Genomic DNA, 11,918 nt, shown 5'->3' on the forward strand with positions numbered 1-11,918 from the left:
TGCCATGACGGGCACCCCGCGCATCCCGTCGCGGCTCCCCTCCGGGGCGAGCGGACGCACCGACCTGGGCCGCCGTCTGGCCGCCCGCCGCGAGGCACTCGGCCTCACCCCGGAGGAACTGGGACGGCGGTGCGCCATGGACGCCCACTACGTGACCTACCTGGAAGAGCACGAAGCCGCGCCGTCCGCCGGCACGCTCGTCCGGATCGCCGACGCCCTCGGCACCACCGTGGGGGCGCTCACCGGAGCGAGCGCGGACCGGGCACCCGGACGGGCGACCGCCCGCCGCGACCCGGAGCTCGTCGCACTGGACGAGCCCGAATGCCGGAGGCTGCTCGGCACGCACGGCGTGGGGCGGCTCGCCGTCTTCACCTCGGAGGGCCCGTCCGTGGTGCCCGTCAACTACCTCGTCGTGGGGGCCGCCATCGCCTTCCGCACCGCCGAGGAGACGGTGGCCGCCCGGGCACGGGGAACGGAGGCCGCCTTCGAGATCGACCACATCGACGAAGTGACCGCCGAGGGCTGGAGCGTGCTCGCGGTGGGCGCCCTCGAAGCCGTCACGGACGGGGACGAACAACGGCACCTCGCCGCCACGGCCCGCTCGCGGCCGTGGCCCGGAGGCTCCCACGTCCACTGGATGAAGCTGACCCCGGTCCGGCTCACCGGCCGCCGGGTGGTGCACGACTGATGGCGGCGACGGGACCGGCCGCCTCCGCCGCACGCGCCGCCGTACCGGCGGAGGGAACCCGGGGACAGCCGGGACCGCCGGGAGGGTGCCGGCCGTGAACACGCCGATGCGGTGGGAGTACCACCACTACGACCCCAAGACCGAGCGCCTGGTCGAGGCCCTGTGCACGCTCGGCAACGGCCGGTTCGCCACCCGGGCGGCGGCCCCCGAGTGCACGGCCGACGCCGTCCACTACCCCGCCACCTACCTGGCCGGCTGCCACAACCGCCTGGCCTCCGCCGTCGGCGCACGTACCGTCGACAACGAGGACCTGGTCCGGCTGCCCGACTGGACGGCCCTGAGGTACCGCTGCCTGCCCGACGGGGCACCGCCAGGCGACTGGCTCACCCCGGACCACCCGACGCTGCGCCACTACCTGGTCTCCCTCGACCTGCGCGCCGGCACGCTCACCCGGCGCATGCTCTTCCACGACGCCGACGGCCGCCGGCTGGCCGTGACCCACACCCGCCTCGTCCACATGGGCGACCCGCACCTGGCCGCCCAGCGAACCGTATTCCGCGCCTACGGCTGGACGGGGAGGATCGATGTCGCGGCAGTGCTCGACGGGGACGTCACGAACCTCGGGGTGGACCGCTACCGCGCCCTCGCCGGAAACCACCTCGTAGGGCACCGGGCAGGGGTGGAAGGGGAGGGCACCGCCTGGCTCGCCTGCACCACCTCGGACTCCCGCATACGCATCGGGCTCGCGGTCCGGACCTCCGCCCGCCCTCTCGCGACGGTCGACGGATCGTGCACCGAGGCCACCGCCACCCAGCGGTCCGCCCTGCCGATCGGGCCGGCGCGGCCGGCCGTGGTCGTGAAGACGGCCGCCCTGTTCAGCTCGCTCGACCGCCCCCTCGCCGACCCCGCACACAGCAGCACCGCGTACGCCGGCCGCGCCCCGGACTTCCCTACCCTGCTGGCGTCGCACCGGGCCGCCTGGCAACGCATCTGGTCCGAAGGGGAGTTGCAGGTACCCGGCGAGACCGGACGGATCCTGCGCCTGCACGCCTTCCACGTCCTGCAGACCCTCTCCCCGCACACCGCGGAACTCGACGTCGGGGTGCCCGCCCGCGGGCTCCACGGCGAGGCCTACCGCGGCCACGTCTTCTGGGACGAGCTGTTCGTCCTGCCCTACCTCACCCTCCACTTCCCCGAGACCGCACGCGCCCTGCTGATGTACCGCCACCGGCGGCTGCCCGCAGCCCGGCGGGCGGCCCGCCGCGCCGGGGCCAGGGGGGCGATGTTCCCCTGGCAGAGCGGGAGTTCGGGCGAGGAGGAGACCCAGCTCCTGCACCTCAACCCGCGCTCCGGCCGCTGGCTGCCCGACCACTCCCACCTCCAGCGGCACGTGAACTCGGCCGTGGCCTGGAACGTCTGGCAGTACGGCCTCGCCACCGGGGACACCGGCTTCATGCACGGTCCCGGAGCCGAACTGCTCCTGAACACAGCCCACTTCTGGGCCACGACGGCCACCTGGGACACCGGCCTGGGCCATTACCGGATCCGGGGCGTCGTAGGCCCCGACGAATACCACGACGCCTACCCGGACGCCGCCGGGCCGGGCATCGACGACAACGCGTACACCAACATCACCGCGGCCTGGACGCTCACCCGCGCTCTGGAACTCCACGCGGCGCTGCCGGCGGCCCGCCGCGCCGAACTCCGCGCCCGGCTCGGTCTCGGGGCGGATGACCTCGGCGGCTGGGAGGACGTCTCGCGCCTGATGCACGTCCCCTTCCACCGGGGAGTGATCAGCCAGTTCCACGGCTACGGCGATCTCGCCGAACTCGACTGGGACGCCTACCGGTCCCGCTACCACGACATCCGCCGCCTGGACCGCATCCTGGAGGCCGAAGGCGACACGCCCAACCGCTACCAGGCGTCCAAGCAGGCCGACACCCTCATGCTCGGCCACCTCTTCCGTCCCGCGGAACTCGCCGGACTGTTCGCCCGGCTCGGCTACGCCTTCGACGACGCGCTCTGGGAGCGGACAGTCGCGTACTACCTGCGCCGGACCTGCCACGGCTCCACGCTCAGCAGCGTCGTCCACGGCCGCGTGCTCGCCCTCCGGCAGGGCCCGGACGCCTGGCGCTACTGCCGTGAGGCGCTGCTCGGCGACGTCACCGATGTCCAGGGCGGCACCACCGGCGAAGGGATCCACCTCGGAGCCATGGCCGGCACGCTCGACCTCGTCGAGCGCGGAGTCGTCGGGCTTCAGCCGGGTACCGACGGCCTCCACGTCGATCCGGTGCCGCTCTCGGAGGTCCCCGGCTCCGCGCTGTCCCTGTGCTACCTCGGCCACCGAGGCATCCGGATCCTGTTCCGGCCCGGCCGGCTCGGGGTCCGCGTCCCGCCGTCGCTCCTCGGCCCCGTACCGCTGATCCTCCCTGGTGACCGGCGGGAGCAGGTGCCCGCCGGGGGCGAGCGCTGGTTCCGCCTGCCGGGCCCGGGCCTGGGCCCGTCCGCAGCCGCGTGACCGCCGCACGGTCGCCCCGCCTGGCGGCGCGTACGTGCCTCGCACACGCTGGACGTAGAGAGTCGAAAGAGGTGAGGGTCATGGACACGATGAGTGAGGCGCCGCGGATCGTGGTGGGCGTAGACGGCTCCCCCTCCTCGCAGGCCGCCCTCCGGTGGGCCGTACGCTACGCGGGCCTCGTCGGCGGGAGGGTGGAGGCCGTCACCGCGTGGGAGGTCCCCGGCGCGGCATCGTGGTCGGCCCCCGCGGTGGACGCCACGTTCGACGCCGAGGAGGCCGAGCGGAAGCTGGTGGAGGAGGTGCGGTCCGTTCTCGGCGAGGACGGCGCCTCCCGGGTGCACGAACGTCTGGTCCAAGGCCATCCGGCCGAGGTCCTGGCCGACGCGGCCGAGGGCGCGGAGCTGCTGGTCGTGGGCAGCCGCGGCCGCGGCGGCTTCCGGCGTGCCCTGCTCGGCTCGGTGAGCCAGCAGGTGGCCCTGCACGCCCCCTGCCCGGTGACCATCGTCCGCCCGGACGCGACCGACGACCGGTAGCGGTCTCGCGCCGGGCGGCTCCGAGGGCAGTACCCCGCGGGTGCGGCCCCGCACGCCCGCATCCCGTACCCGCGGATCCCTGTGTCCGCGGTTCCGTGCGTCGGCGTTGTGTGCCTGTGGTTCCGTGCGTTCGCATGGTGTGCCCGCGGTTTCCCGAGCCCGCATTGTGCGCCCGCGGATCCCTGTCCCTGCGGATGCCCGTTCCGGTGGACGCCCGTCCCTGCGGATCCCCGCAGGCCCCGCGGTGGTACGCGCCACCGCGTACCGCCGGCGCGCCGCGCCACCGCGCACCACCACGGCGCGCCGGAGGGCCGCCCGCCCGCCTGTCGACAGCTCCGCAGAGCCCCCTGCCCGCGCCCGCGCCCCCTGCCCGCGCCCGCCCTGCGAGCCGCGAACGGCGTCCCCTGCCCACCCCTCCGCCGTGCCCGCCGTCCCCGACGCGGCGGAGGCCCCCGAGGGCACTCCTGCGGGCCGACCGGCCCAGATCCGGACCGGCCCACTCGGCCCCGCGCGAAGGACCCGCTCAGCCCTGCCGGCACCGCAGGCCGCGGCGTGATCGTGGAATCCGGACGCCGCTCCAGGCGCCGCTTCCCCGAGAGGGTGACAGACGATGCAGCGCATACGGATCCAGACCCGGCCGAAGCAGCCCCACAAGCCCGCCCCGCTGGACCTGCGCACGCCGTCCGGCCGCCCCCTCCCGTACTGAGCCCTGCTCCGCGCAGGCCCGGAGGACGTCATGGCATCCACCCCGCGCGTCATTCCGTTCACCCTCCTCGGCCGCGGCGACGTCGGCCGCGTGGGCGGGAAGAACGCCTCCCTGGGCGAGCTGACCGTACACCTGGCGGCGTCCGGCGTACCCGTACCGCCCGGCTTCGCCACCACCGCGGACGCCTACGAGGAACTTCTCGGCGGACACGGTCTCCGCAACCGCATCCAGGAGCAGCTCGACCGCTACCACGAAGGCGCCCCGCTGGAGGAGGTGGGAGCCGGCATCCGCTCGCTGATCACGGCTGAGCCCCTGCCGGACGCCCTGCGGGACGCGATCGCCTCGGCGTACGAGGCCCTCGGCCGCGAACTGGGCCGCTCCGACCCGGACGTCGCGGTGCGCAGCAGTGCGACCGCCGAGGACCTGCCCGAGGCCAGCTTCGCGGGCCAGCAGGACACCTACCTCAACGTCCGCGGCACCGGCCGGCTGCTGACGGCCGTCCACCGCTGCTTCGCCTCGCTCTACACCGACCGGGCCATCGACTACCGCGAGCGGATGGGCTTCGACCACCTGCGCGTCGCCCTGTCCGTCGGCGTCCAGGCCATGGTCCGCTCGGACCTGGCGGGCGCCGGGGTGATCTTCACCCTGGATCCGGAGACCGGCTTCCCGGAGGCCGTCGTGGTCAGCGCCGCCTGGGGCCTCGGCGAGACCGTGGTCAGTGGCACGACCGACCCCGACGAGTACACCGTCTTCAAGCCGTCCCTGAAGGACCCGGCCCTGAACCCCGTCATCGACGTGCGGGTCGGGGCCAAGCGCCGCAAGGCCGTCTACGCGGACGACGGGTTCACCGAGACGGTCGACACCTCCGCCGGAGAACGTGCCCGGCGCGTGCTGACGGACGCCGAAGTGCGCCGGCTCGCCGCATGGGCGGTTGCCGTCGAGGAGCACTACGGCTGCCCGATGGACCTGGAATGGGCCAAGGACGGGAACACGGGCGAGCTGGCGATCGTCCAGGCCCGGCCCGAGACCGTGCAGTCCCGCCGCCACTCCACCACGCTGCGCCGCTGCCGTCTCACCGGCATGCCCGGCCGGGTGCTGACCGAAGGGACCGCGGTCGGCGAGGCGATCGGAGCCGGACCCGTGTGCCGCCTGGACACACCCGTCGAACTCGACCGCTTCCCCGCCGGTGCCGTCCTCGTCACGTCCCTCACGGACCCCGACTGGGAGCCGATCATGAAGCGGGCCGCGGCGATCGTCACCGACCACGGCGGCCGGACCTCCCATGCGGCGATCGTGAGCCGGGAACTCGGCGTCCCCGCGGTCGTCGGCACCGGGAACGCCACCGACGTCCTGCACGACCGGGACCCCGTCACCGTCTCGTGCACGGAAGGCATCCGGGGCAGGGTGTACGCGGGCCTGGTGCCGTACGAGGAGACCGAAACGGACCTCGCCGCCCTCCCCGCCACCCGGACCCGGGTGATGCTCAACCTCGCCGATCCGGCGGCCGCGTTCCGCTGGTGGCGGCTGCCCGCCGACGGCGTGGGACTCGCCCGCCTGGAGTTCATCGTCGCCCACCAGGTGAAGGTCCACCCGATGGCCCTGCTGCACCCCGAGCGCCTGGACCCGGCCGACCGGAGCGCGATCGCGCAGCTCACCGAAGGCCACCTCGACCGCACCGGCTACTTCACGGACCGTCTCGCGTACGGAATCGCCCGGATCGCGGCCTCCCGCTGGCCGGACCCGGTCATCGTGCGCACCAGCGACTTCAAGACCAACGAGTACGCCAAGCTCCTGGGCGGCCGGCCCTTCGAACCGGTCGAGGCCAACCCGATGATCGGCTGGCGGGGTGCCAGCCGCTACTACGGCGACGGCTACCGCGAGGGCTTCGCCCTCGAATGCCGGGCCCTGCGACGGGTCCGCGACGAGATGGGCCTGACCAACGTCATCGTCATGATCCCCTTCTGCCGCACGCTCCGGGAAGCCGACAAGGTCCTCGACGTCATGGCCGCCGAGGGGTTGCGCCGCGGTGAGAACGGGCTCAAGGTCTACGTGATGGCCGAGATCCCCGCCAACATCCTCCTCGCCCAGGACTTCGCCGAACGCTTCGACGGCTTCTCCATCGGCAGCAACGACCTCACCCAGCTCACCCTCGGCGTCGACCGCGACTCCGAAGCACTCGCCGACGTCTTCGACGAGAACGACCCCGCGGTCACCCGGCTGATCCGCATCCTCGTCCCCCGGGCCCACGCGGCCGGACGCCCCGTCGGCCTGTGCGGCCAGCGGCCGAGCGACGACCCCGCCTTCGCCGCCTTCCTGGTCGGCGCCGGCATCGACTCGCTCTCCGTCGCGCCCGACAGCTTCCCGGCCGTCAAGCAGCACGTGGCAGCCGCAGAGGAACGCCGGTCCGAGGAGGGCCGAACGGCCCCGGCCGGTACCCGCCCGACCTCTGCCCACGGCCGGCCGGTCGCGCCACAGTGAGGACGTTCCCTTCCCGCGGCACCGGACAAGGAGACCCGCCATGACCACCAAGCGCATCCTCGTCGCGTACGGCACCAAGCACGGCGCCACCGCCGGCATCGCCGAACAGATCGGCGAGACCCTCCGCGAGGACGGCCTCGACGCCGTCGTCCTGCCAGCCGCCGACGTCGACGACGTCCGCCCGTACGACGGGGTCGTCCTCGGCGGATCCCTCTACGCCGGCCACTGGAGCGGTGAGGCCAAGCGCTGCGCCGAGCGCAACGCCGACTCCCTGCGCCGCCGCCCCGTCTGGTTCTTCAGCAGCGGCCCCCTCGACAGCTCCGCCGAGGAACACGACATCCCGCCGGTGCCCGCCGTCGCCCGGCAGATGCAGATCGTCGGCGCCCGCGAGCACATGACCTTCGGCGGCAGCATCACGGCCCGCACGCCGGGGTTCCTCGCCAAGGCCCTCCTCCACGAGGGCAAGGGCGGCGACTACCGCAACCCCGAGCGGATCCGCACCTGGGCCCACCACATCGGCGCCGAACTCACCGCGGCCTGAGCGGCACGGGGACACCGGCATGGAGGCGATCGAGCTGACCGCCCTGACGAAGACGTACGGGGCGGTCACCGGGATCGACGCGCTGGACCTGACGGTGCGGCCGGGCGAGGTGTTCGGCTTCCTCGGACCCAACGGCGCCGGGAAGACGACCACGTTGCGGTGCCTCGTCGGGCTCGTCCGGCCGACCGCGGGCCGGGCAAGGGTCTTCGGGATGGACCCCGTCGCGGACCACCGCCGCCTCGCACCGCTCCTCGGGTACCTGCCCGGGGAACTGCGCCTGTACCCCGAACTCACCGGGGCGCAGACGCTCGACCTGCTGTCCGCCCTCCAGGGCGCCCCCGTCCCGCGCCGCAGCGAACTCTGCGACCGGCTGGGGCTGACGGCCGGAATCCTGGCACGCCCGGTGGGCACGTACTCGCGCGGCATGAAACAGAAACTGGGCCTGGTGCAGGCGCTCCAGCACGATCCGCAGCTGGTGGTGCTCGACGAACCGACCGAAGGGCTGGACCCGCTGGTGCAGGAGACGTTCTACGGGCTCCTCCGGGAGGCGGCGGACGCCGGACGGACCGTGCTGCTGTCCAGCCACGTACTGCCCGAAATGCAGCGTACCTGCGGCCGGGTGGCGATCGTCCGGGACGGGCGGCTGGTGACGGTCGAGAGCGTGGCGGGCCTGCGCGAGGCGCGGGCCCGGCGGATCCGGCTGTCCTACGCGGACGGGCGCGGTGCCCGCACGCTGGGCGCCGCGGACCGCTGGGAACCCCGCTGGCAGGGGGACGACGTCGAGCTGCTCGTGCCGCCGGCCGAGGTCGTGGACGCCCTGCGCGGGCTGCTCGGACCGGGAGTCGCGGACGTCACGGTCGAGGAGGCCGGCTTGGACGAGGCGTTCCTGGACCTCTACCGCAACGGCGGCCCGGAGGAGGCGCGATGAGGCAGCGATGGCCCCTGCTGTGGCTCGCCCTCTACCGTCGGCGCAGGATGCTGATCGCGCTGACGGTCGGGATGATCGCCTTCGAGGCACTCATCGTGGTGGTCGCCCACACGCTCAGCCCGGACGAACTGTTCTCGGCAGGCGGCAAGGGACCCCCCTCGGCCTACCGGGCGTTCAGCGGGTCCAGCGGCGAGGTGTCCATCGCCAGCTACCCGGGACTCCTGGGCGCCGGCCTCGTCCACCCGTTCTGGATCGCCCTGCAGCTGACGGCGATCGGCTCGCTCGCGGCCGCAGCCGTGGCCGCCGACGTGGAGGCGGGCACGGTGGAGCTGGTGATGGTACGGCCGGTCAGCCGGACCCGGCTGCTGGCGGAACGGACGGCCGCGCTGCTCGCCGCGGCACTCGCCCTGAACGCGGCGGCGACGCTCACGGTCCTGGTCGGCGTGGCGCTCACCCCCGACATCCACCGGGCGGTCCCCCTGACCGGCGTACTCGCCGCAGGCGTCCTGGGCTTCGGTTTCGCGCTGTGCATGATCGGGCCGGCGCTGGCCGTCTCGGCGGCGGGGCGGCGGCGCGCCCAGGTGATCGGGGCGACCATCGCGATCGGCGCCGTGGGCTTCGCGGTCAACTTCATCGCCCTGGCCTGGGCACCGGCGGAGCCGCTGAAGTACGCGAGCCCGTTCCACTACTACACCCCCGGCGACGCCCTGGCCGAAGGCACGGTGCCCTGGCCCGGCTTCCTCGTCCTGACGGGCGCGGGCCTGGCCGGAATCCTCGCGGCCCACGCCCTGCTCCGCCGCCGGGACCTCGCGCCCTGAGACCCGCCTGCCGCCCTTTGCGGGCGGGCCGGCGGGCACGTCGACGGGCACCCCGAGGTGCTGTCAGTCGTGGGTGATCACGGCGACCGGCGCGGCGGAGTGGTGCAGGACGGCGTGGGCGGCCGGGCCGATGTGCGTGCCGAGGGGCGAGTGGTGCCGGTGCCGTCCCACGACGACGAGCCGGGCGGCGCGGGAGGCCTCGACGAGGTGCTCGCCCGCCGAGCCGCGGAAGACGGTGCGGCGGACCTCCACCCCGGGGAACTTCCGCTGCCACGGCAGCAGCGCGTCGTCCACCAGATGGGTCACGCTCCGCGTGATGTCCCGTTCGTTCTCCGGGTCGAAGAACGGCACGTACCCGTAGGCGGCCGGCATCTTCCAGCCGTGCAGGGCGTGCAGCGGGCATCCGTGCCGTTCGGCCTCCTCGAAGGCGAAGGCGAGGACCCGGTCGCACGCCTCGTGGACGTCCAGACCGACCAGGATCTCCCCGGACGGGGCGGCGGTGTCCGGACCGTCCGGGTCGTCGCCGGGGCGTACCAGGACGACGGGCGTGTCGGTGGCCGCCACCGTGGACAGGGCGACGGAGCCGATGAGGAAGCCCAGCAGGCCGCCCAGGCCGCGCGAGCCGAGCACGAGCAGTGCGGCGTCGGCCGCTTCGGCCGCGAGTGCGGCCGTCGGGCGGGCGGACAGGCAGCGGGTGTCGATGTCGAGGTCCGGATGGTGCTGTGCGAGCTCCTGCGCCGCCTCGGTCAGTGCCTGGTCGGCCCAGCGGTCGACGTCCTGCCGGCCGATTCCGGGCAGTACGGGGTCCAGGGGCCAGTCGACGGCGTGCACCAGCCGCAGCGGAACGTGCCGCAGGGCGGCCTCTCGCGCGGCCCAGCGGGCTGCCGCCCGGCTCTCGGCGGAACCGTCCACTCCGACGGTCACGTGGGTCTTCAACACCGGGGTCCCCTTTCACGGGCTCGGGTGGGTGGCTGCCGCGGTCATGACCATCGGCCCGGTCACCACGGCATGGCGTGGCGGGCGTGGCCGACGGCGGTGTCGTCGGTGTCGGCCGTGACGTGGCAGAGCACGGCGACGACGCCGTCGATCCGTTCGACGAGGCCGACGAGCACCGGCAGCCGGCTCCGGCGGTCGACCCGGCCGGTCAGCGTCACCACGCCGTCCACCACGTGGAAGTCGATGTTGCCGGCCGGCCCGCGGAGCACGTCGCCCAGGACCTCGTCCGCGATCCGCCGGCGGATCTCGGCGTCCGGGCGCAGGAACACCCGGAGCAGGTCCCGCCGGGTCACGATGCCGACCAGCCGGTCCTCCTCGTCCACCACGGGCAGCCGTTCCACGCCGCGGCGGGTCATGAGCCGGGCGGCGTCGGCGGCCGAGTCCTCGGGGTGCGAGGTGACGGCCGGCGCGGACATGACGTCGGCCGCCGTCGGCGGCGCCCCGTCCGACCGGTCGGCCGCCGCCACCCTCCGCGCGAGCAGGTCGGTCTGGGAGACGACGCCCACCACCCGGTCCTCCGGGTCCAGCACGGGCACGCCGGTGATGTCGTGCTGCGTCAGGAGCTTGGCGATGTCCTTGAAGGGCGCCGCGGGGGTCACCGACACGACCTCGTCGGTCATCAGATCCGCCACCCGTGTGTGCCTCATGAGGGTCTCCCGTGTCGAAGCGCGGCGCACGGCGCCGGGCTGCTGTGGTCCGTGCCCTCCCACTGTCCCGCCCCGGCCCGCCGGTGATCGAGGGCCGTACGGCCCCGTGCCGGGACCGTACGGCCCCGGCACGGCGAGAGCACCGCTCTCAGACGCGACTGCCGCTCCCGTGCGGTGCGTACAGGTCGAGCAGTCGTACGCGCGCGGCCTGCAGCCGGTGCACGAGGACCTGCCCGACCCAGTGCCCGAGCGCCGACCCGAACGCCGTGTCGGCGTCCATGGCCATCCGCACCGCCGCCGCGTCGAACTCGTACGCCCGAACCGGCGTCATCGCCTCCGCGGTCAGCCGCCAGGTGTACGGCTTGAACAGCCACGAGCAACCGACCAGCTCGCCGGGGCCGAGACTCTCGATCACCGCGGCCTGCCGCCCGGGCACGTGCACGTCGAGCGTCACGGTCCCGGACCGGACGATCCAGAACCTGTCGGCGTGCCCGCCTTCCCGGAAGATCCGGGTGCCCTCGGCGAAGTTGACCTCACGGGCCATCGCCATCAGCCGGTCCCGGCAGTCGGCGGGCAGCGCGGCGGTCAACCGGGTGGGAGAAGGAATGCTCATCGTGGCCTCCTCGAACGTATCCGCCTCCAGTCTGTGCCCCCGCCCCGCCCGGGTCGTGGGCCGAGCGGCCCCAACACGGTCCCGACCGGCCCCCTCGTCCCCATTCGGCCCCACCTTCCGGGGCTGTGTGAACGGGCTCAGTCGAGCGGGATGGCCTGGTGGGCGGCGACGATTTCGTCGATCCGCCGGGCGAGGTCGAAGTCTGCGTCGGTCAGACGGTGGCCGGCGTCGTGGGTCGTGATGGCTGCGCGCAGGTGGTCCATGCGGAGGTCGAGGTCGGCGTGGTGCTGGATCCGGCGCGAGCGGTCCGCGATCGTCACGATGGCCGCCACCGCGGCGTGGTAGCGGATCGGATAGGTCCGGGTGATCTCGTGCCCATCCCGGCTCCAACCCGACAGCCCCGCCAGCCGGACCTCGATCTCCTCGTCGGACAACGGTACGGGCACACCCAT

Annotated in this window: 11 protein-coding genes; 7 read left to right on the forward strand and 4 right to left on the reverse strand. The window is 74.0% G+C overall.

Features of this window, described 5'->3' with window-relative positions:
- Nucleotides 1-4 precede the first annotated feature (4 nt).
- From LG634_RS03300 to LG634_RS03330, 7 genes are all read left to right on the forward strand, one after another.
- Complete coding sequence (locus LG634_RS03300; protein WP_226732158.1) at nucleotides 5-688, forward strand: helix-turn-helix domain-containing protein; 684 nt, start codon at nucleotides 5-7, stop codon at nucleotides 686-688.
- A gap of 106 nt (nucleotides 689-794) precedes the next feature.
- Entirely contained in the window at nucleotides 795-3,206 is a 2,412-nt protein-coding gene (locus tag LG634_RS03305; RefSeq protein WP_226732159.1) for a glycoside hydrolase family 65 protein, read from the forward strand.
- 80 nt (nucleotides 3,207-3,286) lie between these two features.
- Nucleotides 3,287-3,739, forward strand: coding sequence for a universal stress protein (locus LG634_RS03310; RefSeq protein WP_226732044.1), 453 nt, complete (start codon nucleotides 3,287-3,289; stop codon nucleotides 3,737-3,739).
- A gap of 736 nt (nucleotides 3,740-4,475) precedes the next feature.
- Nucleotides 4,476-6,923 carry a phosphoenolpyruvate synthase gene (ppsA, locus tag LG634_RS03315; RefSeq protein WP_226732045.1) on the forward strand — a complete coding sequence of 816 codons (2,448 nt, stop codon included), beginning with the start codon at nucleotides 4,476-4,478 and terminating at the stop codon, nucleotides 6,921-6,923.
- A 40-nt stretch (nucleotides 6,924-6,963) separates the two neighbouring features.
- The gene (locus LG634_RS03320; protein ID WP_226732046.1) at nucleotides 6,964-7,464 is read left to right on the forward strand and encodes a flavodoxin domain-containing protein; all 501 of its coding nucleotides are present in this window, start codon (nucleotides 6,964-6,966) and stop codon (nucleotides 7,462-7,464) included.
- Nucleotides 7,465-7,483: 19 nt separating this feature from the next.
- Entirely contained in the window at nucleotides 7,484-8,392 is a 909-nt protein-coding gene (locus LG634_RS03325; protein WP_226732047.1) for an ABC transporter ATP-binding protein, read from the forward strand.
- Entirely contained in the window at nucleotides 8,389-9,210 is an 822-nt protein-coding gene (locus LG634_RS03330) for an ABC transporter permease subunit (protein WP_226732048.1), read from the forward strand. The genes LG634_RS03325 and LG634_RS03330 overlap by 4 nt, the downstream gene beginning before the upstream one ends.
- Nucleotides 9,211-9,273: 63 nt before the next feature.
- Here the strand turns inward: LG634_RS03330 and LG634_RS03335 are convergent, their stop codons facing one another.
- The 4 genes from LG634_RS03335 to LG634_RS03350 all read right to left on the reverse strand — a co-directional run bounded on the left by LG634_RS03335 (nucleotide 9,274) and on the right by LG634_RS03350 (nucleotide 11,918).
- Nucleotides 9,274-10,149 (reverse strand): universal stress protein, encoded by an 876-nt coding sequence (locus tag LG634_RS03335; protein WP_226732049.1) that lies wholly within the window; start codon nucleotides 10,147-10,149, stop codon nucleotides 9,274-9,276.
- Nucleotides 10,150-10,208: 59 nt separating this feature from the next.
- Entirely contained in the window at nucleotides 10,209-10,853 is a 645-nt protein-coding gene (locus tag LG634_RS03340; RefSeq protein ID WP_226732050.1) for a CBS domain-containing protein, read from the reverse strand.
- Nucleotides 10,854-11,001: 148 nt separating this feature from the next.
- Nucleotides 11,002-11,466, reverse strand: a complete 465-nt coding sequence (locus LG634_RS03345; RefSeq protein WP_226732051.1) for a cyclic nucleotide-binding domain-containing protein — start codon at nucleotides 11,464-11,466, stop codon at nucleotides 11,002-11,004.
- A gap of 137 nt (nucleotides 11,467-11,603) precedes the next feature.
- Nucleotides 11,604-11,918 (reverse strand): 4a-hydroxytetrahydrobiopterin dehydratase, encoded by a 315-nt coding sequence (locus tag LG634_RS03350; protein WP_226732052.1) that lies wholly within the window; start codon nucleotides 11,916-11,918, stop codon nucleotides 11,604-11,606.

Origin of the sequence: Streptomyces bambusae, assembly GCF_020532645.1 — a bacterium.
Classification (GTDB): domain Bacteria; phylum Actinomycetota; class Actinomycetes; order Streptomycetales; family Streptomycetaceae; genus Streptomyces; species Streptomyces bambusae.